This is a genomic window from Parabacteroides goldsteinii DSM 19448 = WAL 12034 (genome assembly GCF_000969835.1).
GTDB lineage: Bacteria > Bacteroidota > Bacteroidia > Bacteroidales > Tannerellaceae > Parabacteroides > Parabacteroides goldsteinii.
Window position 1 is genome coordinate 312,917 of sequence record NZ_KQ033912.1, and the last position, 25,018, is coordinate 337,934.

A 25,018-nucleotide genomic window follows, 5' to 3' on the forward strand; every position below is an offset into this window, starting at 1 on the left:
GTCAACAAAAATATAATCTATATTCCAATATGGGTTATACATTTGTAAGGCATTTTCAATTTTATCAACCGACAATTAAATTAATTAAGATTATGAGACAGTTCATCACAGCTTTATTTTTAGTAATATGTGGAGCATTCTGTGCTCAAAACATGTATGCAGATAATATTCCGACTAAAGGTAAATGGGGTCCTCAGGATATTAAATCTATCTTTCCGGCACCTCCTACAGCTTCAATAGAAGGACAAGATCTGACAATCGAATTTACCAGTCCGCTTAGCAACCTGACTATTCAGGTAAAAGATAATACAGGTATGGTAGTCTATGAAGAATGCGTATCAGCCTCTGGTCCACAAGTATATACTATTCCATTAAATCTTGAGAATGGTGAATATACGCTGGAATTAGTGCATAGATACGGATATCTTACCGGCTCTTTCATTATAGAAATAGAATAAGCATTAAACGCGCTAAATTTATGTTTATATACAACTCATGAGGGCGATTTAACCGACCCCTCTATATCTCGATCTCCTTTTCCACTCATGAGTTGTTCTCCCTTAACCAAAACATTAACTATGATTTTTTTATCCCTCCCCAACTAAAGTGCCATAATCATACTGCTCATCTGCATTACAAAAGTCTAAAAGAAGGTTCTAAGGTTGGTTTCTAACAAAATATTTCATAGTTTTGTACAATCATAATTGAGATAAATAATTTGTTTAGATATGAAAAATCTGATCACAATAGCATGTCTTTTGTTTAGCATACCGCTCATGGCACAAACCAAAGTGGTAAAGAAAAACGCTGTTAAAGCTAATAATTTCGGTATTACCTACTCATTGCCAAAAACACAACTGATCGTTGATGCAGAAGTTACAAAGGTTACCTGCAAAGCCGGTCCTTACTACAAGTATGCAGAAAAATACTTAGGAGTGAAAGATGCGATAACGGAAGATAAGGTATACTATGAGTTAGGAAAACTATCGTTGGTAAACAAAGGAATACCCGACCCGGACAACACTTATATCGTTGAATTTAAAAGTGGTACAGTTGCCCCTTACGCTTATCTGACGGAAGACGGCCTCCTGTGTTCCATCAATGCAGAATATACACCGGAAGAATCAGAACTTGAGACAATAAAGAAAAATGGCCAGGGACCGGCTAAAGTGACGGATGCCTCCGTCTTTTCGGAAGAGTTGCTGATGGCAGGCTCTACAGCCAGGCAGGCAGAAGTTGCCGCCAAACAAATCTACCGTATCCGTGAAAGCCGTTTGAATATCCTGACCGGAGATGCAGATAATCTTCCACCCGACGGTGAAGCGATGAAGCTGGTTATCCAACAGTTAGAAGAACAGGAAAAGGCGCTGACCAACCTGTTTACCGGTATCCTTACCAAAGAAACTTCTCATTACGAAGTGAGCATTACCCCTTACGATAATCTGGAAAAAGAAGTCTTATTCCGCTTCTCCAATCTGATGGGTATCGTCGATGCAGACGACCTCGGAGGTGTCCCGGTCTATATGAATTTAAAAGCGACCGAACGTGCTCCGGTGCTCGACCCGAAAGAAGCCGAAAAGAAGGAAAAATCATTGAAAGGCATTGTTTATAATGTACCCGGCAAAGCTAGTATTGAAATCAGCATGAACAAGAAAACACTATATAAAGGAGACGCACAAATTACGCAATTCGGTTCACGCGAAGGGCTTGCTCCTGTTATGTTCGAAGATAAAAAAGCTCCGGTGAAAGTCTATTTCTATCCGGAGACCGGCGCCATAAAACAAATAATTCAATAATAATCTAATTTAAATTTCTATGTTTGAAGGACAACCTAAAGGTTTATACGCGTTAGCCTTAGCGAATACCGGCGAGCGTTTCGGGTATTATACGATGCTCGCAATTTTTACTTTATTCTTACAAGCTAAGTTCGGCTTCACAGCCGCCGAGACATCGACCATCTTCGGTTCTTTCTTAGCAGCAGTGTATTTTATGCCACTCATCGGAGGTATTCTTGCCGATAAATTCGGTTATGGTAAAATGGTAACAACAGGTATTGTTGTCATGTTTATCGGATATGTACTGTTATCTATTCCCACCCCTTCCTCTACCGGAAAAATATTGATGTTCGGTGCTTTAGCCCTGATCGCCTGTGGTACGGGTTTGTTCAAGGGGAATTTGCAGGTAATGGTAGGGAATCTGTATGATGCTCCTGAGTATAAAGCTAAACGTGATACTGCTTTCAGTATCTTCTATATGGCTATCAACATCGGTGCTATGTATGCTCCGACTGCGGCTACCATGATCACTAACAAGATGTTGGGAAAAGCCGGATTCACTTATGTACCTCAACTTCCATCACTGGCCCATCAATTCCTGAACGGAACGATTACTGAAGAAGGAGCAACAACCCTGAGCGGCTTACAGGCTGCCCAGAACTTCGTTGGTGATACAGCGACATTCTGTACTACTTATATTGACAAATTATCAGAGGCTTACAACTATGGTTTTGCTATTGCCTGTATCTCTCTGATCGTATCCATGTTGATCTATGTAGTGTTCCGTCCGACATTCAAGCATGCCGATTACAACTCTAAACAAGCTAAACCGGCTAATGTACAGGAAGAAGAACTGACACCGGAACAGACAAAAGCACGTATCCAGGCATTATTGCTGGTATTTGCCGTAGTTATTTTCTTCTGGATGGCCTTCCACCAGAATGGTTTGACACTGACATTCTTTGCACGCGACTATACCGCACAGGCCGTGACGGGATTGGATCGTTTAGGATTCAATATCGTAAACCTTACTTTCCTGCTGGTTATTGTTTATGCAGGATTTTCTTTGTTCCAGTCAAAAACAGGCAAAGCAAAAGGAATCTCAGGACTTGTCCTTGTCATCATGCTTGGCTTACTGGGATGGAGTTACAGTTCTATGGATTCAACGGTCAGTATCCTGCCGCAGATCTTCCAGCAGTTCAACCCGTTCTTTGTAATCGTGCTGACTCCGGTATCGCTGGCCGTATTCGGATATCTGGCAAAGAAAAAGAAAGAGCCGTCTGCACCGCGTAAGATCGGTATCGGTATGGTGATTGCAGCCTGCGGTTTCCTTATCATGGCGTTGGGTTCTTTAGGATTGCCTACTCCGGCAGCTGTTGAAGCAAACGGTATCTCTGCCGATGTTCTGGTTTCGCCGAACTGGCTGATATCGACTTATCTGGTATTGACTTTCGCTGAGTTATTGCTTTCACCGATGGGTATCTCATTCGTATCGAAGGTAGCACCTCCTAAATATAAAGGTATGATGATGGGAGGATGGTTCGTAGCTACGGCTATCGGTAACTATCTGGTGGCTATCATCGGTTATCTGTGGGGCGGAATGCAGTTGTGGATGGTATGGAGCGTATTGATCGTATGCTGTTTGCTGTCGGCACTGTTCATCTTCTCCATCATGAAGCGTCTGGAAAAAGTAGCTAAATAATAAAAGCTAACAGATGAAGTTGCAGCAGACATATCTCAAACAAAAGACTTTCCGGTTCAAAAGATGGAGCCGGAAGGGGTATGCTGCATTCTTCAGTCTGGGCAGGGCTGTTACGATCGGGCAACTTTCTTCCAATGTGGCAGAAAGATTCCAGATTAAAAACGGTTCCAATCATTCGTCTGTATTATTGACCGGACAAATCGGTGCGGAAGAAGCAAAGAAAGAGACTGAACTTTTGCAGGAACAATCGTGTGCGGAAGCTATATCGTGGCTTTCACAGATGTTACTTCTTCTATTCTCTTTACAGACGGTAAAACAGACATCGGCAGCGGGTTCGTTTGCCTACATTATTATATGTATATATCCTAAAGCGGGAAGTTTCAGTTATGCTGAGACTTCCCGCTTTTCTATTTCATAAAAGACAACCAATATGATTGAAACACTTAAACAGATTGTTATTGAAGGGGGAACCATCAATGAGGAACAGGCCGTCGCCTTATCTCAATCTCCCGATAAAGAGGCTTTATATAAGGCCGCCCATCAAATCACACGTCACTTCATGGGAAATAAATTCGATACCTGCTCCATCATCAATGCCAAAAGCGGGAATTGCAGCGAGAACTGTAAATGGTGTGCGCAGTCCGGACATTATAACACAGTTGTCGCCCTGTATCCCTTACTACCGGCCGAAGAATGTGTTCATCAGGCACTACACAATCGCCAACAGGGAATCGAACGCTTCGGATTGGTTACCAGCGGTAAACGTTTATCAGACGGAGAAATCAGGAAATTAACAGAAACCGTCCGCTATATCAAACAGGCGAGCGACATCAAATGCTGTGCTTCCCTGGGTCTTTTGAACAAAGAACAGTTAAAAGAACTGCGTGAAAGCGGTGTCGAAAACTATCATTGCAATATCGAAACCGCTCCCTCCCACTTCCGAACCCTATGTACCACTCATACAATCGAGCAGAAACTCGAAACAATTCATATGGCACGCGAAGAAGGTTTCCGCATCTGTTCCGGCGGTATCATCGGCATGGGGGAAACCATGGAACAACGGATAGAGATGGCCCTGTTACTCCAAAAAGAACAAGTACATTCCATCCCCTTAAACCTGCTACAACCGATACCGGGAACTCCGCTTGCCGGCACTCCCCAATTATCGGAAGAAGAGTTTCTCACAACTATTGCTTTATTCCGTTTTATCAACCCGGAGGCTTACCTCCGTTTCTCGGGAGGACGTTCACTGTTGAGTAAGGAGACACAACGGAAAGCCTTATATATAGGTATAAACGCAGCAATCATCGGCGACTTGCTGACAACCATCGGCAGCCAGGTAGAGGAAGACAAAATACTCTTTACCGAAGCCGGCTATTCATTAACAGAAGAAACCGACTGGGTCGGATAACACATACAAATTTATGACAACAGAAGAATTATTGCAATTCGACAGGGAGCATGTATGGCATCCCTATACCTCGACAATCGACCCGCTTCCCGTCTATCCGGTTGCCGGTGCAGAAGGTGTGAATATCATTCTGGCAGACGGCAGACGCCTCATAGACGGAATGTCATCCTGGTGGGCGGCCGTTCACGGATACAATCATCCGGTCCTGAACGCTGCCGCTAAAAAGCAAATGGATAAGATGAGTCATATCATGTTCGGCGGCATTACGCATGAACCGGCCGTCGAACTGGCCCAAAAACTACTGGCAATCCTTCCTCCGGAGATGGAAAAGATATTCTTTGCCGACAGTGGTTCGGTAGCCGTCGAGGTAGCGATGAAGATGGCTATCCAATACTGGCAATCCGAAGGGAAGACCGGGAAGCACGCATTTGCCACAATCCGCAGCGGATACCATGGAGACACCTGGCATGCAATGTCTGTCTGCGACCCCGTCACAGGCATGCACGGGATATTTGCCGGAAGCCTTCCCGTTCAATACTTTATTCCTCAACCTTCCGTAAAGTTCAATGAAGAATGGAACGAAGATGCCATGACTCCATTAAAAGATTTGCTGAAACAACATGCCGATGATATCGCCGCCCTGATACTGGAACCTATCGTACAGGGAGCCGGAGGAATGTATTTCTACTCACCGACTTTTCTGGTCCGTGCCAAAGAGTTATGCGAACAATACAATGTATTGCTGATCTTTGATGAAATAGCGACTGGATTCGGCCGTACCGGAAAACTCTTTGCCTGGGAACATGCAGGCGTCGTTCCGGATATCATGTGTATCGGCAAAGCCTTGACCGGAGGATATCTGACACTCTCGGCCACGCTGACTACGACACGGGTGGCTACCACTATTTGTTCCGGTGAGGCCGGTTGCTTTATGCATGGCCCGACCTTTATGGGAAACCCGCTGGCCTGTGCTATTGCCTCTGCTTCTGTCTCCCTGCTTTTGGAAAGCGGATGGAAAGAGAAAGTCAATGCCATTGAAGCACAACTTCGCAATGAACTGGCTCCGGCGCAATCATTTGAGAATGTAAAGGAAGTACGGGTACTCGGAGCCATCGGGGTGATTGAAATGAAAGAACCGGTCAATATGGCAATCCTTCAACGTCGCTTTGTGGAGGCTGGCATTTGGGTCCGCCCGTTCGGCAGGTTGGTTTATCTGATGCCGCCGTTTATCATCCGGCCGGAAGAGCTGACGGTTCTGACTTCGGGGGTATTGAGGTGCATAAAGAAATAAACAATGAAAGATTATACTCTGATATTAAAACAATTAAATGAAGCGGGGAACCTGCGTAGCTTGCCGGACATCGTCCACACTGGCAACCGGATAGAAAGAGACAGGCAGGTTATGCTAAACCTCTCCTCCAACGATTACCTGGGATTGGCGTCCCGCTCTGATCTGAGAGAGGCTTTCTTTGAAGAATGGAAGGAAAAAGGTTATCCTCTCTCCTCCTCTTCTTCCCGCCTGCTGACCGGGAATTTTACGGTATATACGGAACTAGAACAGTTGATGGCCGAACGCTTCAACCGGGAAGCCGCCTTGCTTTTCAACAGCGGTTATCATGCCAATACCGGAATACTACCGGCTTTGGCCGATAAGCAAACCCTCATCCTTGCCGACAAACTGGTACATGCCAGCATCATTGACGGGATACTGCTCAGCGGCGCCCCTTTCCAACGATACCGCCATAACGATTACAATCAGTTGGAAACATTATTAAAGAAGAATGCCGGTCAGTACGAACAGTTATTTATCGTAACAGAAAGTATCTTTAGCATGGATGGCGACGTTGCCGACCTCCGTCGCTTGGTGGAATTGAAGAAAAGCTATCCGAACGTTTGCCTCTATGTCGACGAAGCCCATGCAATCGGTGTCCGCGGCAAAAACGGTCTCGGAATAGCCGAAGAACAGGATTGTATCCGCGAGATAGACCTGCTGGTCGGCACTTTCGGTAAAGCGCTCGCCTCTATGGGTGCCTATGTGGTCTGTAGCCGGACCATCCGGAAATATTTGGTCAACTGCATGCGTCCGCTGATATTCAGCACTGCCCTGCCTCCAGCACAGATAGCCTGGACACGTTTCATCTTCGAACGGCTTCCGGAATTTTCCTCCCTGCGTGAAGAACTCACCCTGACAAGCCATCTGCTTTCCGATGCCCTCGAAGGCAAAGGAGGAGAAATCAGCGAAAGCCATATCATCCCTTATATAATCGGAGAAAATAACGATTGCATCAGCAAAGCCGAAGAGTTGCAACGCAAAGGCTTCTATTGTCTCCCCGTCCGTCCGCCCACGGTTCCGAAAGGAACGGCACGGATACGCTTCTCATTGACAGCGGATATAACCACTGCGCAACTCACCCAACTGATAAAAGAAATATGAAAATAGAAAAACAACTCAATAGCTCCCATCCCCGTCTGCTCCTCTTCTTTGCAGGCTGGTCTGCCTCGCCCGAATCATTCACCGGACTGAAAGCAGAGAACGGAACGGATATCATGCTCTGTTATGATTACAGGGACATGACATTCCATGAAGACCTAAGCAGCTATAAGGAAATCCATCTGATTGCCTGGTCCATGGGAGTGCGTATGGCAGAACTGGCTTTAGCCGGGAAATACGCACTAACCACAGCTACCGCCGTCAATGGCACGCCCCGGCCGATAGACGATAACTTCGGTATCCCGGAAAATATCTTCCGGGGAACACTCGACAACCTGACAGCCGAAGGTATGAAACGTTTCAACCGACGAATGTGCGGCAGCCGGGATATACTCGCACAATACGAGAAATTTCCTGCCCGTCCGCTGGAAGAGGTTAAAGACGAGCTACAACATATTTACAATCTTTGTAACGGCCAATCAATGACAAATGCAGACGACACAACATCCATACAATGGACACGTGCCATTATAAGCTCGGACGATCATATCTTTCCGGCTGCCTATCAACGCAACTACTGGAACGGACGTTGCCCGGTAACAGAAATCACAGCACCTCATTATCCTTTTTATTTATGGAAACAGTGGAACGAATTATAACTCGCTTCAGCCGCGCACTGGATAGTTACGACCTGCATGCCGATGCACAGCAACAAATCTGCCGGAAACTCACCGGTATATTATCGCGTTACACCGGCATCCATTTCCAGCGTGCCCTTGAAATTGGTTGCGGAACGGGCGGTTTCACCCGTCTTTTGAAAGAAAGTTGCGTTATCGACGAATGGTATCTAAACGATATCTGTGACGGTTGCCGGGAGAAAGTAGCCTCCCTGTTCCCCGGACAGTCACTACTCTTTATCGCCGGAAATGCGGAAGAGATCGACTTTCCCGGTCGCTTCGACCTGATCGCATCTGCTTCCGCATTTCAATGGATGAAGGAGCCTATACAATTCCTTCATAAACTGGCTGGAATGCTTTCCCCTAACGGGACTTTACTATTCAATACCTTTGCCCCCGGCAATTTAGCAGAGATCAGGCAATTGACTAGCAAAGGTTTAACATACCCTTCTGGCGAACTGCTGACGGAATGGCTGGAGGAAGATTTTCATCTGATTCACCTGAGAGAAGAAGAAATAATCCTCACTTTCGACACACCGCTCGATGTACTCCGCCATTTAAAGCATACAGGGGTAACCGCTACCGGCGACGGCACCTGGACACGCGGCAAACAAACAGATTTCTGCCGGGATTATCAGGAACTGTTCCATACAAATAATAATCAGGTAACACTCACTTACCGCCCACTCTATGTGCTGGCAGTAAAAAAACAAGCATAAAAAATGAAAGGAAAAGTCTTATTTATTTCAGGCATCGACACCAATATCGGCAAGACCTATGCTACTGGTATCCTCGCCCGTGCCCTGGCCGAAAAGGGCAAAACGGTCATCACCCAGAAGATGATACAAACAGGTTGTACGGAAGTATCGGAAGATATTGAAATGCACCGACAATTACAGGATATCCCCTTTACCGAAGAGGATAAGGCCGGCCTCACCTGTCCTTACATCTTCACGTATCCCTGTTCGCCGCACATGGCTGCCGAACGCGACGGACGCACCATCGACCTGTCGACCATCACCGAAGCGACACGCAAGTTACAGGAGAAATATGAATATGTCCTTCTCGAAGGTGCCGGCGGACTGATGGTTCCGAATGATTTCAACTCGCTCACCATCGATTACGTAAAGGAACAAAATTATCCGGTCCTGCTCGTCACCTCCGGAAAACTGGGAAGTATCAACCATACCCTGCTCAGCCTTTTTGCCTGTAAACAATATGGAGTAGAAGTAAAAGCACTGGTCTACAATCTCTATCCGGAAACGGACAAATTAATTGCCGATAATACGATGGAGTATCTCACCCAGTATCTTGAAAAGGAGTTTCCGGGAACAGCATTTATCTGTTTGCCGGAATATAAAGAAGAAATGAATATAAATGATATTTCGATAACCGAGCTACTTTGACGACAGTCGTCAACGAGAAGTGACGTAAGTCGTCAACCACCATTGACGGAGATCGTCACCTCTCGTTGACGGTCACCGTCAAAACAAACCAATCAACTAGTAATCGCTAAAAAGTATCCCGTTACAAATTATCCGTCCCAATAATCTCCGATACCCGAGCATTGGCACGAGCCTTGATTTCAGGAGTGATACTATCTTTTACCAACTTCAGGACCAACGTCATTACGGCAATATCATCCGTAAAACCGATAACAGGCAGGATGCCGTCCGGTATCAAATCAATCGGCAGGATAAAATAACCGAGGGCACCGACAATATAAGCTTTATGCTGGAGAGAAACTTTATCGTCCTGCAACATATAATAAAGTGTAAACACCGGTAATAACACAGTAGCTCCCACCTTTTTGGCTACCCGTTCAACCTTTTTCCAAAAACGGTTATCCGAATAATAGGTTCCGTATTTCTGCACTTCGTGTACCTCTTCAAAAGGAACATCTTCAATTCTATTTGTACTCATACTCGTTGTTTTTACCAATCAGAGCAGTTCACAGACTGCCCCTTCCTACGGGCAAAGATACTAATTTTATCCAGCCATGCAAATCCTTATCTTCGCTGTTCATACTTCCGACTAAACCTGCTAAACAACAGGAAACCGGCAAAAGCCGAAGCGATACCGACTGTTGAATGAGAAAAGACCTGTTATATTTATATAGGTGTCGGTATCGCCCATCCAAAGAAGCTGTGCTTCCTGGGAAAGACCTGAGCGGGTGAACGTTCGTGAAGGGGGAAAACGAAGCGTCCGGAGCAAGGGTCAATTATTTCTACAAATGCAATTGCAACCCGAAAGAAACCGGATGAAGAGCCGGTCCTTTTTTACTCTCAAACATTTCAATAGGCGAATACTTGAAGTAAGCTCCTATGCAGCCGACACCCGCTTGAAAAAGAAGGTCCATCGTAACAGGACGAAGGTTCATGCCACCATCCATTTTCTGCTTCCGGGTCTTTCCACGTTCGTCATCATAAACAACTTTGGAAGAAGAGGTTGTCTTGATCACTCCAATGACACCACCGGAAACGAAGAAACGGGGTTTATGTCTTTTCTTCGGTGTCTGCCATTCGAGCAATACAGGAATGGTAAGGCTGGTCATATTCAGTTTACTCTTTTTATAAATAACACCTTCGGGAGCAGGAACCAGCTGGGTAACACCGTCTACCTCCTGGAAATGAGCGTTTTCATCTATACGGTAACGATTCCAGCGCAGACCGGCACCAGTCACCAGTGCCCAGTTATACCGGGAGAACGGAAAGCTGAACTCCATAAAATTCAGATTATATTCCAGCGATTTCCCTTTGCGCAGCGAAACATCGTCTCCATCGAAACTGTTGAAGCCCATACCGAAGCCGGCCCAGTGGGCGGAAAAATCCCTGTCCCAGGTGGGAACAGGTATATTCAACGTCTTGATATGTTTGCGACGTTCGTAACTTTGCCCGTCACGGTAGTGCCCTTCAAAAACCATTTCATCATCAACCGCTTCACCATTTTCATCCAGCTCATATACCCGCACCTTCATCCGGTCGCCGTTATCTTTGACTTCTATACGTTTCTTTTCCAATGTGATAATCGTATCGGCCGATATCGGTTCTACCTCTGCTGCCAACAAACCCATCACGGGGAGACAGGCTGCCATAATCAGTATTAATCTTTTCATCTTCATATAGTTTTATTCGTTTATAAATCTTTTTTAGTGAACAAGATAGTAATCAGGTCATCACTATCCAAATCTCCTTCGATATAGACCAGGGTTATCACGCCTTTTGCATTGACTTTGAAAAGGACAAAACGGTTTATATCGGCCTCCTTACCCGGCAACTGGTAATAAGCGGAAATCACACCGCCATCGTCGGTCACTTCCTTTATCTTACGGGCGCCTTTCTGGTCTGCCTCCAAACACTGACGGGTGAAACGCAAGGCATCCGGATCATTCTTGATCGTAATGCTCTTATAGCGGGTCATACCGTACGTCTCGAGCATTTCGTTGGAAAGTTCCACCATCGTTACATTCTTTTTACGACCGTAACGCTGGAAAACATCCTGTATCTTCAGGTCCTTCTGCAAGACCTCAGCATCTGTTGCCCCTACTCCGGCAGGAAACAGCATAAGGGCTGCCAACCATACTAATAATGTGTATTTAATCTGTTTCATCGCAACATGTTTTTTATTCGTCATCACTGAATATGGAACTGAGTTCCTTTAATTGGTTATCTATGATCCGGCGATCTGCTTCATCCTTATCTTCTTCGGGAAAATATTCGTCTGCAGGAGTGGCCACCTCATGCAACGCTTCAAAAGCCGAAGAGCGAACCTTATGGATATCGGTATAGCACCGACCGTTTATCACTACATAATTATCTGAACAGAAACAGGGATCGGCCGGATAGAGCAACTGACTGATTCCCAAGAACACCAGCACACAAGCAGCAACTGCCGACAGGACATAAACCACCGACTTGCGATTCAACCGGAAACGCTTTTCCGGAAGTGCTTCGGGAGCGATCTCCGACCATATCTCTTCTGCCATATCCCTTTCAGCCGTAATCTCCTCATCGAAATAAGCAAACAAAGGTTTGTAGGCAGACAGGTTTTCCGGAACATTGTCTGAAGCGAAGAAACGACGGAGCTTCTGCTCTTCTTCCGCCGAAGTCTCTCCTTCAAAATACCGATTCAATAATTCATCTATATTCATAATTGCTCCTGTTTGTTTAATAATAAAAACTGTTCCCGTATCTTCTTCCTGGCTCTCGAGAGGTTGGAACGGATAGCTTCGACCTGAGAGCCGGTTATCTCCGCTATCTCCCCAATCTCATAGCCTTCCACATCTTTCATCCGGATGATGGTTTGCTGTACAGCAGGCAGTTGGCTGATCAGTTACCGGATACGGGCGGCGGCATCCTGTTGTTCCAACTGTTCAGCCGGTGAACGGTATCCTGAATCCAGCGACAGTGTCTCTATATCGGGACCTTCCGGCCGGCGAGCTCGTAGTTTATCCAAAGCCAGATTCTTGGTGACCTGCATCGCCAGTGCTTCCACGCTATTGTAGCCGTCCAGTTTCTCACGGATATACCACAACTTCAAAAAAGTCTCCTGCACGATATCCTCGGCATCGGCCTTTTCCTGCATCAGTCTCAGGGAAAAGTTGATCAGCTTATCCCGGAGTGGTAAGACGGTTATTTTAAACGTTTCAAGTTCCATTCTGTTATTATGACGACAAAGGAAGGAAAACATAACACGAAAATTCCAGATTTTTGCCAGAATTATTGCATAACTTTGTAAATAAATAAGATAGCCCATGAAAATTCTGATTGTAGAAGATGAAGATTCTTTGCGTGAAGTAATGATCCGTTCGTTGGAAAAGGAGCGCTATGTCGTGGAAAGTGCAGCCAACTATCAGGATGCTTTGCTGAAGATCAACGATTATGATTACGATTGTATCGTGCTGGATATCATGTTGCCGGGCGGTAGCGGCCTCAGTTTACTGGAAGAATTGAAGAAGATGCGGAAGAAAGACAGTGTTATCATCGTCTCCGCCAAAGACTCGATCGAAGATAAAGTGACCGGTCTCGACCTCGGTGCCGACGACTATCTGACCAAGCCTTTCCACCTGGCCGAGCTGAATGCCCGGATCAAATGCATCATCCGCCGGAAACAACAGGATGGCGAAATGCATATCAACCTGGCAAACATTATTGTCTACCCGGACCGCCATGCCGTATATATTAATGAAGAAGAACTGGTGTTGAACCGCAAAGAGTTCGACCTGCTTTACTATTTTGTCACCAACCCCGACCGCCTGATCAGCAAAGGGGCACTGGCCGAATCTATCTGGGGAGATTATATCGACCAGGCAGACAGCTTCGACTTTATTTACAGCCAGGTAAAAAACCTGCGCAAGAAACTAAAGTCTGCCGGAGCGACAGCCGAAATCAAAGCAGTCTACGGTTTTGGCTATAAAATGGTAAACGAAGAATAACACGATGAAACTGATCCACTATACATTCCGCAACCTGTCGATTCCATTATTGATTATCCTGACCGCCTGGGCCTGCTGTTTCTATTTCGTCATCATGCATGAGATAGACGACGAGACCAACGACAGCCTGGAGAATTATAAGGAGATCATTATCAAGAGTGTCCTTGCCGACAGCACATTACTGCGTGACCATGTCGACATCATGACCAAATATTATATCCGTGAAGTCCCGGAGGCGGAAGCGGAACTGGATAAAGACGAGTTCTTCGACTCCACCACCTATATCGAAATCGAAATGGAATACGAACCGGTCCGTGTATTACGTACCTGGTTCATGACTTCCGACCGGAAATATTACGAGTTGACCATCGAAACTTCAACCCTCGAGAAAGAAGATATGGCCGAAGCAATCTTCTGGAGTATCATTATATTATATGTCAGCCTGCTTTGTTGTATCCTGCTGGTATCGCACTTTGTATTCAAATCCAGCTTCCGCCCCCTTTATACGCTCGTTAAATGGCTGAAAGAATACCGCCCCGGAAAACAACCGGCTCCATTGGTAAACGAAACCCAAGTGGAAGAATTCAAAATCCTGAATACGGCCATACAAACAGCCATGGAACGGAATACAGCCATGTATAACCAACAAAAACAGTTCGTCGAGAATGCTTCCCACGAACTGCAAACACCGTTAGCTATCTGCATGAACAAACTGGAACTTCTCAGCGAGGACCCTGATTGCACGGAAGAACAGCTTTCCGAAATAGCCGGAATCAATCATACGCTCCGTGGGATTATAAAGACGAACAAATCCTTGTTACTCCTTTCACGTATCGACAACAAACAGTTCCCCGACACCTCCGAGATAGAGTTCAACAAGCTGATCGACAGACTCCTGCCGGATTATAAAGAGATGTATGAATACAAAAATATACAGGTATCCTATACGGAAACCGGTTTATTAACATATACGATGAACGAATCGCTGGCTACTACCCTGGTCAGCAATTTATTAAAGAACGCGTTTATACATAATATAGAAAACGGAACAATCGCCATTACAGTAACCAGCCGTACATTAACTGTTGCCAACAGTTGCGACAGTCCGAAACTGAATGAAGCTACTTTGTTCAACCGTTTTGAAAAACAGACACATAAGAAAGATTCAACCGGACTGGGATTAGCGATCGTTAAATCGATTGTTTCCATTTACGGGATAAATATAAAATATGAATATAATGGGCTGCATCAGTTCATTTTAACATTCAAATAATCATTTTTCCCAAATCTTTCCCAAATGTCACCTTTTCTTTGCAGTATAAATTAAAAGAAGAAAGTCATGAAAAAGTTCGGATTAATTCTGGTCAGCCTGTTATTATCGACAATGGCCATTTTCGCAGACAACGAGAAGATTACAAGAGACAAATCGGTATTGCCTTCTGTATGTCGCAACTTCCTGTCAGACCATTTCGGACAGACAGATATCTCGCATATAAAAATAGAAAGCAATCTGTTAGGAACAAAAGGATATGACGTGATCCTTACCAACGGAATTAATGTGGAATTTGACAAGTCCGGCGAATGGAAAGAGATCGAAGCGCGCCATGCCTCCATCCCTTTAGAAATCCTGCCTGCCAGAATAGCTGATTATATAAGGAAGAATTTTGCCGATAGCAAGGTAATCTCTGTGGACAAAGACACACGCGAATATGAAGTCAAGTTAAACAATGACCTTGAACTCAAATTCGACCGTAACGGTAACTTTAAGAAATTCGATTAACAAAACAACAAAAAGAAAATAAGTATGAAAGTAAAACTATCTATCTTAGCATTAGCATTGTGCGGTCTGTTTGCATTTACAAGTTGTGATGATGATGACAACAACTATCTGCCCGACCAAACCGTCACTAAAGCATTCGATGAAAAATACCCGGGTGTCGGTAAAGTAGAATGGGAAACAAAAAGTGGTTATGAGGTAGCCGATTTCCATCTGAGCGGAAATAAAGCCGAAGCCTGGTTCGACAATAAAGGCAACTGGGTAATGACAAAAACGGAAATCAATTTCGGTCTGCTTCCCGAACCGGTACGCTTAAGCCTGAACGGCGGCGAATACAAAAACTGGAAACCCACTGACTTTGATAAGCTCGAACGCTCCAACGCCGCCACAGTCTATGTCATAGAAGTGGAACAAGGAGAACAGGAAGTCGACCTGTATTATACTGAAGATGGTGTTCTCTTAAAAGCAGTTCCCGATGATGATAACGACAACAATTTCCAACCTGTTGTTATCCCGCAAGCAATCAGCGATGCCATCAACGAGATGTATCCGGGTGCCACTATGCTGGAATTCGATCAAGAAAAAAATGGTTTTGAAGTGGATATCCTCCATAATAATATCTACAAGGATGTTTATTTCAACACTGAAAACCAATGGATTTCTACAGAATGGGACATTACAAAAGATCAGGTTCCGGCAATCGTCATGAATGCTTTACAGGCTTCCGAATACAAGAATTATACAATTGATGATATTGATCTTATTGAAAAACCGGAAGGTACTTTCTATGTATTCGACCTGGAACAAGGAGATAATGATGTTAAAGTAACATTCGATTCCGAAGGCAATATTAAGAGTACCCAAAAAGATTAACTCTGTAAAAACGAACTTTGCATAGAGCGAATTTGTTTCTTACGAGAATAAACTACACGAATACGATGGCTGGACCTCCATTGTATTCGTGTTTTCTTTTATAAACAATTAAAATTAAACGTCATGAAAGAAAAACTATCTGTTTTAGCCATTCTCGTATGCTGCATTTCGCTGCTTGCCGGTTGTAATAACCATCAAAAGAAAGTAAACCAGACTGTCGAAGTCCCTCAGGTTTTCCGGAACTTTATCTCGACCAAATATCCGCAGGCAACCATCCTGAAACTCGATAAAGAAAAGAGCGGCACGGAAATCGATATAAAAGATAAAGGCATCCATAAAGAAGTATCATTCAATGAAAAGAACGAATGGATCAGCACTCAATGGGATACCCGTCTTGAAGATGTCCCGGTCGTTGTGACGGACGAACTTGCCAGTTCCGCCTATAACCAATACAAAGTACTGGAAGTAGATGCAATCGAAAAACCAGCCGGTATGTTTTACGTATTTGAACTGAAACAGGATAATAACGAGGTAAAACTTACATTCGATTCGGAAGGACAGCTCATTGAATAAATCATCACACAGTGAAACAAAAAATCAACCAAGGTTTAGCTTTATCCAACCTTGGCTGATCTCTTTTTATTTGTCCTATTTAAAATGATATTTCTCCCAGGTATACACTTTTGGAGCTTCTTTTATAAAGGGAGTTACTATCTTACGGTCTTCCTGGCTCAGATACTGAGGAGTTGTGTATGTTGCCGTTAATATCAGATTTTCAGGACTCAAACTGTACTGTATCAAATCCATATCCAACCGGGAAGCTGCATCCAGAAAAGCCGTACTGTTTTTATCTGCATCTTCTTTAATAAACCAATCCGCCTCTACGGGAGTGAACAGGTCGGAAGCAGCCAAAGGTTCCCATTCCGTTGTAAAAAACTCAATCCGGCTGTCAGGAACCGGACCATTTACCGTTTTCACCAGACAGATCACATTCGTATTATTTACCAATGGAAGTAATTTCATTTCTATAGTACTTCTGTCGGTAACCTGTAACAACAGATAATCGGAAGTAAGATTCTTCAATGTAGAAAAGCCATTCATCGTATTCTTCAAACGGGCCTCTTTACCCGATTTGTACAGATCGACCAAGTCCTTACGCCAGGCATCTTCCAGTTGCGGAATATTCTTATCCGGCATTGAAACAAATAATGCATCTATTTCCTGGGCTTTCACACCCCATGCAAAAACACAAATCAATATAGAAAAAATAAGTCGTTTCATATTCTATTGTCTATTTCGTCCCCAAATATAGGAATATCATTCCTAACAACACAAGGAATAAGTCCACAGCCTTGCTCTTTAAGTTTTTTTCATGGAAGAAGATCGCTCCGGCTACAAAAGTAACCAATACATTGCTACGGCGTACCATAGATACAATCGAGATCATTGAATCCGGGAAACTCAAGGCATAAAAGTAAATCCAGTCGGCAATGATCAGGAATACGGAGATAAATACGATATTCCAGTGCCACACAAAAGGCGTACTCTTCTTACGCTGCGGATACCATAGCAACAACAGGATCGGCAACATGATCAGACACTGATAGACATTGAACCAGACCTGCACCGTCATCACATCCATACTCCCCATCAGATGCTTATCGTACAAGCCGCTCATTGCACCGGTTATTATGGAAATAATCGTGAAGAATATCCATTTGTTATGGGTAAAGTTTATCCCTTCTTTCTTTCCCGAAGAGGAAAGCATATAAAATGAAGCGATGGAAAGCAAAACCCCGATCCACTGATACAAATTCAGACGTTCCCCAAAAATAACCATCGCTCCGACCAAAGTAAGGACCGGTTGTGTAGCCTTGATCGGTCCCGTGATGGTAAGCGGCAGATGCTTCAATGCAAAATAACCGGATATCCAGGAAGACAACACGATCACCGCTTTGATAAATACAGCCACATGCGCCTCAAAAGAGACACGGGGAACATAAAACATAGTATCGTCCAGCACATTCGTACAGAACGATAAAAATATAAACGGAACGAAGATAAGGCTGCTTATCAACGTATTCAGAAACAATACCGGAATTACGGCATTCCCGTTCAGGGAAATCTTTTTATTTACTTCATAACATCCCAACAGGAATGCTGAGGCAAATGCTAGCGCTAACCACATGATGATTAAATATTAAAAATATTTTCAGGATATGTTACATCCACAAGAAAAAGTGCATGCCCCGGAACAGAAGTTCCGGCCTTGCATCTGTCTTTGGCCTCTATTACTTTACGAAAACCCTCTATCGTCAACTTTCCGCGTCCCACCTCCAATAAGGTACCGACGATCGCCCTCACCATGTTACGCAGGAAACGGTCCGCCTGAACTGTAAATACCCAAACATCGCCTTCCTGTTCCCATCCCGCTTTATAAATACGGCAGTTATTCGTCTTTACATCCGTATGCAATTTGCTGAAACTGGTGAAGTCGATATAATCAAACAAAACCTTACATGCCTCATTCATCGCTTCAAAGTCCAGCTGACCGCTCATTCTGTAAACCAGATCATAATTGAACGGATCTTTCCGGGTAGTTATATAATATTTATAGGTACGGGAAGTGGCGTCAAAACGGGCATGCGCTTCCGGCCTGACCGGTACGATCCGGTAAACGGCAATATCTTTCGGAAGTAAACGGTTCAGCTTCTCCGCCAGGAAAGACAGGTCGGCAACCGGTTCGCCCCAATCAAAATGAGCAACCATCAGCCGGGCATGGACACCTGCATCCGTACGTCCTGCACCGACAACCGGAACCGGCTGGCGCAGCAGTGTAGCCAAGGCCTCTTCCAGACATTGTTGTACAGTCATACCATTGGGTTGTACCTGCCAACCACTGAAATTCTTACCGTTATAACCTAAATAAATAAAGTATCGATTCACGTGCGGGATATTCTTCTTAATAATTCGCTGCAAAGGTAACAGAAATCTCGCCAGGAGATTGCCCATGCACCCAAAAAAGTGTACTTTTGCGCTCTCAAATCTTCACAATAAAATTATTTGACATGTTTGCAACACTGCTTCAGTCTTCCTATTTTGCTCTTTTCCTGATCGTTGCATTAGGATTCATCTTGGGCAGAATACAGATTAAGGGTCTTTCTCTTGACGTTTCAGCCGTCATTTTCATTGCACTTTTGTTCGGTCATTTCGGAGTGATCATACCTAAGGAACTGGGTAACTTCGGTTTAGTGTTATTCATCTTTACCATCGGTATACAGGCCGGTCCGGGATTTTTCGATTCTTTCCGGTCGAAAGGGAAAACACTGATTATCCTCACCTTGTTAATCGTTGGTTCCGCCTGCTTGACAGGTTTGATATTCAAATATGCTTTAGGAATCGATACACCAAGCATAGTCGGACTGATAGCCGGGGCACTGACCAGTACACCGGGTTTGGCGGTTGCAATCGACACGACCCAGTCTTCCTCCGCTTCCATCGCCTATGGTATTGCTTATCCGTTCGGTGTGATCGGTGTGATCCTGTTTGTCAAGTTGTTACCCAAAATACTTCGTATAGACCTGAATGCAGAAGCACAGGCCCTGGAAGCAAAAAGAAAAGGTAAATATCCCCCATTGCATACAGCTGCTTTCCGTATTATTAACAGTAATATTTGTGGCAAGACACTGGCACAACTACAATTGCGTAGTATGACAGGAGCTGTCGTCTCCCGTATCAAGCATAACGAAAAAACATCTATTCCCACAGCACAAAGTGTTCTGGAAGAAGGAGATTTGATCAAAGCCGTCGGTAATGACAAATCACTGGAACAACTGGAAATATTGGTAGGCGAACGCATCAAAGGGGATCTCCCTTTCAACAGCACACAAGAACTTCAGTCTATGCTTATTACTAATAAAAACGTAATAAATAAGACGTTAGGATATTTAAACCTGCAAGGAACATTCAACTGCACGGTAACCCGCGTCCGTCGAAGCGGTATCGACCTTCCTCCCGAACCGGATCTGACACTAAAATTTGGTGACAAACTGATGATCGCCGGAGAAAAAGAGGACTTAAAAGAACTTGGACAAATTCTCGGTAACGATGAGAAAAAACTTTCAGATACCGACTTTTTCCCGATTGCCGCCGGTATCGTACTGGGCGTACTATTCGGGAAACTGAATCTGTCGTTCTCCGATTCATTCTCGTTCTCTCCGGGACTGACCGGAGGTATCCTGATGGTGGCGCTTGTTTTAAGCGCAATCGGAAAAACGGGCCCGATCGTATGGTCCATGTCAGGTTCAGCCAACCAGTTACTGCGTCAGTTAGGGTTGTTGTTATTCCTGGCGGAAGTCGGGACATCAGCCGGCGTTAACCTGGTATCCACTTTTCAGGAAAGCGGATGGACGCTGTTCGGTGTCGGCATGGCAATCACGATGGTCCCGATGCTTATCGCTTTAGGATTCGGTTACTGGGTCTTTAAAATCAATATCCTTGACCTGATCGGAACCATCGCCGGAGGTATGACCAGCACACCCGGACTTGCCGCAGCCGACTCTATGACAGACAGTTCCGCACCGAGCATTGCATATGCGACTGTTTATCCGATTGCCATGGTTTTCCTGATCCTGTTTATCCAGCTGATCGCAAACCTGATTGTCTGATAAAAAAGGCACAATAAAAAAAATGCGCTTGTCAGCTTGATTTTTAGCTTATAAGCGCATTTTTCACGTTTTTTTATTATATATTTGCAGATACCATAAACAATAGATCTATGATGATGCAAATGAACCAACAATTTGACCTTGCCTTCAACTTCTTACAGAATACAGGTACTCACCTTTTTCTGACAGGTAAAGCCGGAACAGGAAAAACAACGTTTCTGAAAAAACTTAAAGAAGTTTCCCCCAAACGTATGATCGTTGTTGCTCCCACAGGTGTAGCCGCCATCAACGCAGGAGGTGTTACAATCCATTCATTCTTCCAGTTACCGTTTGGCCCTTATCTCCCCTCGGCAAGCAGGGAGGCAGACCAGGCAAAAAATTTCACGAATAAATTCAGCCGGGATAAGATTAATATCATCCGAAGCATGGATTTATTGGTGATAGATGAAGTCAGTATGGTACGAGCCGACCTGCTGGATGCGATCAGCGACGTACTTTGCCGCTATAAAGACCGGACAAAACCTTTCGGCGGCGTACAACTATTACTGATCGGTGACTTGCAACAGCTGGCGCCTGTTGCCAAAGATGACGAATGGAACTTATTGAAAGAACATTATCCGTCCACCTTTTTCTTCGACAGTAAAGCGCTTTCGGAAAGCAATTACTACTGCATCGAACTCACCAAGGTGTATCGCCAAAATGACAGTACATTCATCTCCCTGCTGAATAACATCAGGGAAAACAGATTCGATGAAGAAACATTAAACAGTCTTAACCAGCGATATATACCCGATTTCGCCCCAGACGACCAACAAGGGTATATCACACTTACAACACATAATTATCAGGCACAGCAACTCAACAACCGGAAGTTAGCCGAATTGCCCGGTAAGTCATACACCTTCAATGCCGAAATAAACAACGACTTCCCTGAATACTCTTATCCAACCGATAATCAACTGGAACTGAAAAACGGAGCCCAGGTTATGTTCGTCAAAAATGACTCTTCCGGCGAACACCGGTACTACAACGGTAAAATCGGTAAAATCGTTTTTATCAACCCGAACAAAATAACGGTTGTCGGAGAAGACGGCAATGAAATACAGGTAGAAAGAGAAACCTGGACGAATGTCAAATACACGATCAATCCGGACACCAAAGAAATAACAGAGACGGTTGCCGGAACTTTCAGCCAGTATCCGTTGAAAACAGCCTGGGCGATCACGATCCATAAAAGCCAGGGCCTGACTTTCGAACATGCCATCATCGATGCCTCGGCAGCCTTTTCACACGGTCAGGTCTATGTGGCACTCAGTCGCTGCAAAACCCTGGAGGGATTGGTTTTAAGCAGTCCGATCACCCGCAACGCGATGATCAAGGATATGAGGATACAGGAATTTACCAGTTCCGTCACCGACAAACAACCAGGAAAAGAACAGTTGGAACAGGCGCAACAGCAATATTACCTGGAACTGGTTATCGAACTTTTCAATTTCACCTCCATCCAGCAACGCCTGCAATATGCCGCTTATACGGTATATGCTCATTTACAGAAATTATATCCGGAACTCAACACGCAATATGCCAACACCCGTGATGCCTTCCGTTCCGTAATAACAGAAGTAGGCGGACGCTTCCAACAGCAACTGACGCGCATGATCTCCGGAAACCCCGATTACCAACAGGACGAAACCATCCAGGAACGTGTGCGGAAAGGAGTAGCCTATTTCATCGAGCGTATCGACAGCCTGTGTACATCTCTCGAGGAAAATTCCGCTGTCGAAATAGATAACAAGGAAAGCCGGAAAGCGGTGAACAATGCGATCAGCAAATTTACGGAAGAACTCCATTTAAAGCAGGAGACGCTGAAAGCATGCGTAGACGGCTTTTCTGTCGTCCGCTATCTATCCGCCAAAGCAAAAGCGTCCATCGAACCGCCCGCATCCGCTAAAAAACGTTCTGAACGTTCTTCGCAGCCGGCCAAAGTGACCGTTTCGAGCGACGTTCTCCATCCCGAACTCTATAACAGCATTAAGCGGTGGCGCTATGAGCTGGCAACAGAAAAAGGATTGCCTCCTTATACGATCCTTCAACAGAAAGCATTGCTGGGTATTGTCAATACACTACCTTCCAATTCACGCGAATTGCTTGCAATCCCCGGAATAGGGAAAAAAGTAATCGAAAACTATGGTAGCGTACTGCTGGAACTTGTTGAAGAATATAAGAAGCAATAGAACAGAATCACTATTTTGCACCGACTATCATAATGGCTATTTTTTGAGCTTATTTTATCACTTTAGATACAAATAAGCTCAAAATAGAAACAGACACATCTCACAGGAAAGAGCTTCCAGATAGATCGATATTACATTTTTTAACACAAAGTAAAGGTTTATCATTTTGATAACTTCATCTAAAACAAATTTCTATCTCGTTTAAAACGAGTTTTTTCTCGTTTTAAACGGATCCCTGGTTTATTTAAGATGAGTTTTTTTGTTAATAAAGCACAAAAACACACTGAAAAACAGTTCAGAAACAATACTTTTTTATGCTAAACAGCATATTTTACACTCTAAAAGACAACGTCACACGAACAAAATAAAATTATCAAAAACATCAGCATAACAGAAAACAAAAAGACAAATATTTACAACCGCGAGGTTTCAACATCTGTTTAACACAAAACCTCGACTTATAATAGCTATTTTCCCAACCTAACCCATCCAGGAATCGTCTACACAAAGGCCAGGCTGACCCAGGATTCAAATAGAGCTTCCATTCCCCTGTTAAATTATCATTTTGATAATAATTTATTCACCATAACATCCGGTTTTGAAAAATAAATCGGATATTTGCATATCTTTTTCTAACTATCAAAAAGAAAGAGATCAGACAAATAGAGATTTGATATGGATATAAAAGAACTATTAAAAAAGTATTCGGTATTTATTTTAGGATTATATTTTTTAGCTGTAGGCATTGTATTGATCGTTCGCTCTGCATTAGGAACCACTCCTATCTCCAGTGTAAATTACGTGTTAAGCCTTAATACTCCTTTATCATTAGGAACATGGACATTCATTGTAAACGTACTGCTGATCCTGGGACAGTTCTGGTTGATCCGGAAAGACAGAAGTCGTCAGGACACGATAGAAATACTTCTTCAGATACCTTTTTCCTGCATATTCTCCGCTTTCATTGATTTCAACATGGCTTTAACAAGCAATCTGCATCCGTCCGGTTACGGCATGTCGATGGCCTTACTGCTCACAGGATGCCTCATACAATCCATCGGCGTAGTGCTCGAAATCAAACCGAAGGTAGCTATGATGAGTGCAGAAGCATTTGTAAAATATGCATCCCGATGTTATAATAAGGAATTCGGAAAGTTCAAGGTGTATTTCGATGTTACCCTGGTCACTTTAGCCGTACTCATCTCCCTCATGTTCACCCAAGGCATTGAAGGGATACGCGAAGGTTCACTTATTGCCGCCTGTATAACAGGCTATATTGTAAGTTTCCTGAACCAGAAGATCATGACCAGAAAAACACTCTACAAAATATTGCCGGGACTGAAATAAAAATGGATAGTCCGAAAAGACCACCCACTTTCAAAATATACTACTTTCTTCTATTTCTTCAATTCAAATCCCAGCATCATCCCGTCATACTCGCTGGCCAGTTTATTGACCAGTTTCAAAGTGGAATTGTCAGATATCGATGATAATTTGGTCAGAAAATCCAGTAACTTATCCGCATTGAACAGCAAAGACAACTCATCTCCGGAAATCACGACGTGGGCTGTTAAAGTTGTCACTTTCAGTTTTCCGCCCAACGCATATTTCAGTTCAACCGTTTTTTCATCCGGATTAACAGAGAAAGTACCTTTCAATGTCTTTTTCTTTAATGCATTGGTAAACGTACTGTCACTATTGAACACATAGTTGAACATGCCTTCCACAATACCGACCTTGGCACAATACGTTTTCAGCTTCTTCTCCAATTCACCAGCAGCCACGCTCCCGGCTACATTCTTCAACGCATTATCGCCTTCCAGCTGAACGGCAGGATTGGTATACGTCCATGTTCCCTGCAAGTTCTCTACTGTCAGTTTCTTTCCGCCAGTTACAGAAGTAACCGCATCCTTTACTGTAGATGAATTCAATAAGTCTTTCAACGATTGTCCGTAAGCCTGGCCGGATACGGACAGCAGGATGCATATAGCAGCCATTAATCCCCACACTTTTTTCATATCTCTTGTTTTACTCTTT

Annotated in this window: 26 protein-coding genes and 1 pseudogene; 18 read left to right on the forward strand and 9 right to left on the reverse strand. The window is 44.1% G+C overall.

Going from position 1 to position 25,018, the window contains the following annotated elements:
• The first annotated feature begins 92 nt into the window (after positions 1 to 92).
• From HMPREF1535_RS01525 to bioD, 10 genes are all read left to right on the forward strand, one after another.
• Positions 93 to 458 (forward strand): DUF3244 domain-containing protein, encoded by a 366-nt coding sequence (locus tag HMPREF1535_RS01525; protein ID WP_007659050.1) that lies wholly within the window; start codon positions 93 to 95, stop codon positions 456 to 458.
• Positions 459 to 728: 270 nt separating this feature from the next.
• A complete protein-coding gene (locus tag HMPREF1535_RS01530; RefSeq protein WP_007659053.1) occupies positions 729 to 1,796 on the forward strand; it encodes a DUF4831 family protein in 1,068 nt (355 codons plus the stop codon).
• Positions 1,797 to 1,815: 19 nt separating this feature from the next.
• Positions 1,816 to 3,477, forward strand: a complete 1,662-nt coding sequence (locus HMPREF1535_RS01535) for a peptide MFS transporter (protein ID WP_010802405.1) — start codon at positions 1,816 to 1,818, stop codon at positions 3,475 to 3,477.
• A 13-nt stretch (positions 3,478 to 3,490) separates the two neighbouring features.
• Entirely contained in the window at positions 3,491 to 3,895 is a 405-nt protein-coding gene (locus HMPREF1535_RS01540; protein ID WP_007659056.1) for a hypothetical protein, read from the forward strand.
• A gap of 12 nt (positions 3,896 to 3,907) precedes the next feature.
• On the forward strand, positions 3,908 to 4,888 hold the full coding sequence (gene bioB / locus HMPREF1535_RS01545) for a biotin synthase BioB (protein WP_046145092.1): 981 nt from the start codon (positions 3,908 to 3,910) through the stop codon (positions 4,886 to 4,888).
• A gap of 13 nt (positions 4,889 to 4,901) precedes the next feature.
• Complete coding sequence (bioA, locus tag HMPREF1535_RS01550) at positions 4,902 to 6,179, forward strand: adenosylmethionine--8-amino-7-oxononanoate transaminase (RefSeq protein WP_046145093.1); 1,278 nt, start codon at positions 4,902 to 4,904, stop codon at positions 6,177 to 6,179.
• Positions 6,180 to 6,182: 3 nt separating this feature from the next.
• Positions 6,183 to 7,322: an 8-amino-7-oxononanoate synthase gene (locus HMPREF1535_RS01555; RefSeq protein ID WP_046145094.1), complete on the forward strand. Its 1,140-nt coding sequence runs from the start codon at positions 6,183 to 6,185 to the stop codon at positions 7,320 to 7,322.
• Complete coding sequence (locus HMPREF1535_RS01560) at positions 7,319 to 7,978, forward strand: DUF452 family protein (RefSeq protein WP_046145095.1); 660 nt, start codon at positions 7,319 to 7,321, stop codon at positions 7,976 to 7,978. The genes HMPREF1535_RS01555 and HMPREF1535_RS01560 overlap by 4 nt, the downstream gene beginning before the upstream one ends.
• A complete protein-coding gene (gene bioC / locus HMPREF1535_RS01565; RefSeq protein WP_046145096.1) occupies positions 7,954 to 8,715 on the forward strand; it encodes a malonyl-ACP O-methyltransferase BioC in 762 nt (253 codons plus the stop codon). The genes HMPREF1535_RS01560 and bioC overlap by 25 nt, the downstream gene beginning before the upstream one ends.
• A gap of 3 nt (positions 8,716 to 8,718) precedes the next feature.
• Complete coding sequence (bioD, locus tag HMPREF1535_RS01570; protein ID WP_046145097.1) at positions 8,719 to 9,402, forward strand: dethiobiotin synthase; 684 nt, start codon at positions 8,719 to 8,721, stop codon at positions 9,400 to 9,402.
• Positions 9,403 to 9,523: 121 nt separating this feature from the next.
• On the opposite strand, the gene HMPREF1535_RS01575 is transcribed toward bioD, so the two are convergent.
• From HMPREF1535_RS01575 to HMPREF1535_RS01595, 5 genes and pseudogenes are all read right to left on the reverse strand, one after another.
• The gene (locus tag HMPREF1535_RS01575; protein WP_007659063.1) at positions 9,524 to 9,919 is read right to left on the reverse strand and encodes a YkvA family protein; all 396 of its coding nucleotides are present in this window, start codon (positions 9,917 to 9,919) and stop codon (positions 9,524 to 9,526) included.
• Positions 9,920 to 10,223: 304 nt separating this feature from the next.
• On the reverse strand, positions 10,224 to 11,111 hold the full coding sequence (locus tag HMPREF1535_RS01580; protein ID WP_046146359.1) for an outer membrane beta-barrel protein: 888 nt from the start codon (positions 11,109 to 11,111) through the stop codon (positions 10,224 to 10,226).
• Between the two features lie 20 nt (positions 11,112 to 11,131).
• Positions 11,132 to 11,605 carry a DUF6108 family protein gene (locus tag HMPREF1535_RS01585; protein WP_010802401.1) on the reverse strand — a complete coding sequence of 158 codons (474 nt, stop codon included), beginning with the start codon at positions 11,603 to 11,605 and terminating at the stop codon, positions 11,132 to 11,134.
• Between the two features lie 13 nt (positions 11,606 to 11,618).
• Positions 11,619 to 12,146: a hypothetical protein gene (locus HMPREF1535_RS01590; RefSeq protein ID WP_046145098.1), complete on the reverse strand. Its 528-nt coding sequence runs from the start codon at positions 12,144 to 12,146 to the stop codon at positions 11,619 to 11,621.
• A pseudogene (locus tag HMPREF1535_RS01595) lies at positions 12,143 to 12,652 on the reverse strand (RNA polymerase sigma factor). The gene HMPREF1535_RS01590 and the pseudogene HMPREF1535_RS01595 overlap by 4 nt, the downstream one beginning before the upstream one ends.
• A gap of 97 nt (positions 12,653 to 12,749) precedes the next feature.
• Between HMPREF1535_RS01595 and HMPREF1535_RS01600 the strand changes: the two are divergent.
• From HMPREF1535_RS01600 to HMPREF1535_RS01620, 5 genes are all read left to right on the forward strand, one after another.
• Positions 12,750 to 13,430, forward strand: a complete 681-nt coding sequence (locus HMPREF1535_RS01600; protein ID WP_007659068.1) for a response regulator transcription factor — start codon at positions 12,750 to 12,752, stop codon at positions 13,428 to 13,430.
• A gap of 4 nt (positions 13,431 to 13,434) precedes the next feature.
• Positions 13,435 to 14,703, forward strand: a complete 1,269-nt coding sequence (locus tag HMPREF1535_RS01605; RefSeq protein ID WP_007659070.1) for a sensor histidine kinase — start codon at positions 13,435 to 13,437, stop codon at positions 14,701 to 14,703.
• Between the two features lie 66 nt (positions 14,704 to 14,769).
• Positions 14,770 to 15,210, forward strand: a complete 441-nt coding sequence (locus HMPREF1535_RS01610; protein WP_007659072.1) for a PepSY-like domain-containing protein — start codon at positions 14,770 to 14,772, stop codon at positions 15,208 to 15,210.
• 24 nt (positions 15,211 to 15,234) lie between these two features.
• Positions 15,235 to 16,080 (forward strand): PepSY-like domain-containing protein, encoded by an 846-nt coding sequence (locus HMPREF1535_RS01615; protein WP_046145099.1) that lies wholly within the window; start codon positions 15,235 to 15,237, stop codon positions 16,078 to 16,080.
• Positions 16,081 to 16,203: 123 nt separating this feature from the next.
• Entirely contained in the window at positions 16,204 to 16,653 is a 450-nt protein-coding gene (locus tag HMPREF1535_RS01620) for a PepSY-like domain-containing protein (protein WP_046145100.1), read from the forward strand.
• A 75-nt stretch (positions 16,654 to 16,728) separates the two neighbouring features.
• Here the strand turns inward: HMPREF1535_RS01620 and HMPREF1535_RS01625 are convergent, their stop codons facing one another.
• From HMPREF1535_RS01625 to truA, 3 genes are read right to left on the reverse strand one after another with little or no spacing between them, the layout of a single operon-like run.
• Positions 16,729 to 17,361, reverse strand: coding sequence for a DUF3256 family protein (locus tag HMPREF1535_RS01625; protein WP_046145101.1), 633 nt, complete (start codon positions 17,359 to 17,361; stop codon positions 16,729 to 16,731).
• Between the two features lie 10 nt (positions 17,362 to 17,371).
• Positions 17,372 to 18,268, reverse strand: a complete 897-nt coding sequence (locus tag HMPREF1535_RS01630) for a DMT family transporter (protein WP_046145102.1) — start codon at positions 18,266 to 18,268, stop codon at positions 17,372 to 17,374.
• Between the two features lie 5 nt (positions 18,269 to 18,273).
• On the reverse strand, positions 18,274 to 19,026 hold the full coding sequence (gene truA, locus HMPREF1535_RS01635; RefSeq protein ID WP_044214853.1) for a tRNA pseudouridine(38-40) synthase TruA: 753 nt from the start codon (positions 19,024 to 19,026) through the stop codon (positions 18,274 to 18,276).
• A 122-nt stretch (positions 19,027 to 19,148) separates the two neighbouring features.
• Between truA and HMPREF1535_RS01640 the strand changes: the two genes are divergently transcribed.
• The 3 genes from HMPREF1535_RS01640 to HMPREF1535_RS01650 all read left to right on the forward strand — a co-directional run bounded on the left by HMPREF1535_RS01640 (position 19,149) and on the right by HMPREF1535_RS01650 (position 24,328).
• Positions 19,149 to 20,747, forward strand: a complete 1,599-nt coding sequence (locus HMPREF1535_RS01640; RefSeq protein ID WP_007659085.1) for an aspartate:alanine exchanger family transporter — start codon at positions 19,149 to 19,151, stop codon at positions 20,745 to 20,747.
• 116 nt (positions 20,748 to 20,863) lie between these two features.
• On the forward strand, positions 20,864 to 22,981 hold the full coding sequence (locus HMPREF1535_RS01645; protein WP_044214854.1) for an AAA family ATPase: 2,118 nt from the start codon (positions 20,864 to 20,866) through the stop codon (positions 22,979 to 22,981).
• 675 nt (positions 22,982 to 23,656) lie between these two features.
• Positions 23,657 to 24,328: a YczE/YyaS/YitT family protein gene (locus HMPREF1535_RS01650; protein ID WP_007659087.1), complete on the forward strand. Its 672-nt coding sequence runs from the start codon at positions 23,657 to 23,659 to the stop codon at positions 24,326 to 24,328.
• Between the two features lie 50 nt (positions 24,329 to 24,378).
• Here HMPREF1535_RS01650 and HMPREF1535_RS01655 read toward each other — a convergent pair whose 3' ends face one another.
• Positions 24,379 to 24,999: a DUF4923 family protein gene (locus HMPREF1535_RS01655; protein ID WP_046146360.1), complete on the reverse strand. Its 621-nt coding sequence runs from the start codon at positions 24,997 to 24,999 to the stop codon at positions 24,379 to 24,381.
• Positions 25,000 to 25,018: the final 19 nt, after the last annotated feature.

Excerpts from the sequence above, each read along its gene's own strand:
- HMPREF1535_RS01525 (WP_007659050.1), top strand. The coding sequence starts at position 93 with ATGAGACAGTTCATCACAGCTTTATTTTTAGTAATATGTGGAGCATTC.
- HMPREF1535_RS01530 (WP_007659053.1), top strand. The coding sequence starts at position 729 with ATGAAAAATCTGATCACAATAGCATGTCTTTTGTTTAGCATACCGCTC.
- HMPREF1535_RS01535 (WP_010802405.1), top strand. The coding sequence starts at position 1,816 with ATGTTTGAAGGACAACCTAAAGGTTTATACGCGTTAGCCTTAGCGAAT.
- HMPREF1535_RS01540 (WP_007659056.1), top strand. The coding sequence starts at position 3,491 with ATGAAGTTGCAGCAGACATATCTCAAACAAAAGACTTTCCGGTTCAAA.
- bioB (WP_046145092.1), top strand. The coding sequence starts at position 3,908 with ATGATTGAAACACTTAAACAGATTGTTATTGAAGGGGGAACCATCAAT.
- bioA (WP_046145093.1), top strand. The coding sequence starts at position 4,902 with ATGACAACAGAAGAATTATTGCAATTCGACAGGGAGCATGTATGGCAT.
- HMPREF1535_RS01555 (WP_046145094.1), top strand. The coding sequence starts at position 6,183 with ATGAAAGATTATACTCTGATATTAAAACAATTAAATGAAGCGGGGAAC.
- HMPREF1535_RS01560 (WP_046145095.1), top strand. The coding sequence starts at position 7,319 with ATGAAAATAGAAAAACAACTCAATAGCTCCCATCCCCGTCTGCTCCTC.
- bioC (WP_046145096.1), top strand. The coding sequence starts at position 7,954 with ATGGAAACAGTGGAACGAATTATAACTCGCTTCAGCCGCGCACTGGAT.
- bioD (WP_046145097.1), top strand. The coding sequence starts at position 8,719 with ATGAAAGGAAAAGTCTTATTTATTTCAGGCATCGACACCAATATCGGC.
- HMPREF1535_RS01575 (WP_007659063.1), bottom strand. The coding sequence starts at position 9,919 with ATGAGTACAAATAGAATTGAAGATGTTCCTTTTGAAGAGGTACACGAA.
- HMPREF1535_RS01580 (WP_046146359.1), bottom strand. The coding sequence starts at position 11,111 with ATGAAAAGATTAATACTGATTATGGCAGCCTGTCTCCCCGTGATGGGT.
- HMPREF1535_RS01585 (WP_010802401.1), bottom strand. The coding sequence starts at position 11,605 with ATGAAACAGATTAAATACACATTATTAGTATGGTTGGCAGCCCTTATG.
- HMPREF1535_RS01590 (WP_046145098.1), bottom strand. The coding sequence starts at position 12,146 with ATGAATATAGATGAATTATTGAATCGGTATTTTGAAGGAGAGACTTCG.
- HMPREF1535_RS01600 (WP_007659068.1), top strand. The coding sequence starts at position 12,750 with ATGAAAATTCTGATTGTAGAAGATGAAGATTCTTTGCGTGAAGTAATG.
- HMPREF1535_RS01605 (WP_007659070.1), top strand. The coding sequence starts at position 13,435 with ATGAAACTGATCCACTATACATTCCGCAACCTGTCGATTCCATTATTG.
- HMPREF1535_RS01610 (WP_007659072.1), top strand. The coding sequence starts at position 14,770 with ATGAAAAAGTTCGGATTAATTCTGGTCAGCCTGTTATTATCGACAATG.
- HMPREF1535_RS01615 (WP_046145099.1), top strand. The coding sequence starts at position 15,235 with ATGAAAGTAAAACTATCTATCTTAGCATTAGCATTGTGCGGTCTGTTT.
- HMPREF1535_RS01620 (WP_046145100.1), top strand. The coding sequence starts at position 16,204 with ATGAAAGAAAAACTATCTGTTTTAGCCATTCTCGTATGCTGCATTTCG.
- HMPREF1535_RS01625 (WP_046145101.1), bottom strand. The coding sequence starts at position 17,361 with ATGAAACGACTTATTTTTTCTATATTGATTTGTGTTTTTGCATGGGGT.
- HMPREF1535_RS01630 (WP_046145102.1), bottom strand. The coding sequence starts at position 18,268 with ATGTGGTTAGCGCTAGCATTTGCCTCAGCATTCCTGTTGGGATGTTAT.
- HMPREF1535_RS01640 (WP_007659085.1), top strand. The coding sequence starts at position 19,149 with ATGTTTGCAACACTGCTTCAGTCTTCCTATTTTGCTCTTTTCCTGATC.
- HMPREF1535_RS01645 (WP_044214854.1), top strand. The coding sequence starts at position 20,864 with ATGCAAATGAACCAACAATTTGACCTTGCCTTCAACTTCTTACAGAAT.
- HMPREF1535_RS01650 (WP_007659087.1), top strand. The coding sequence starts at position 23,657 with ATGGATATAAAAGAACTATTAAAAAAGTATTCGGTATTTATTTTAGGA.
- HMPREF1535_RS01655 (WP_046146360.1), bottom strand. The coding sequence starts at position 24,999 with ATGAAAAAAGTGTGGGGATTAATGGCTGCTATATGCATCCTGCTGTCC.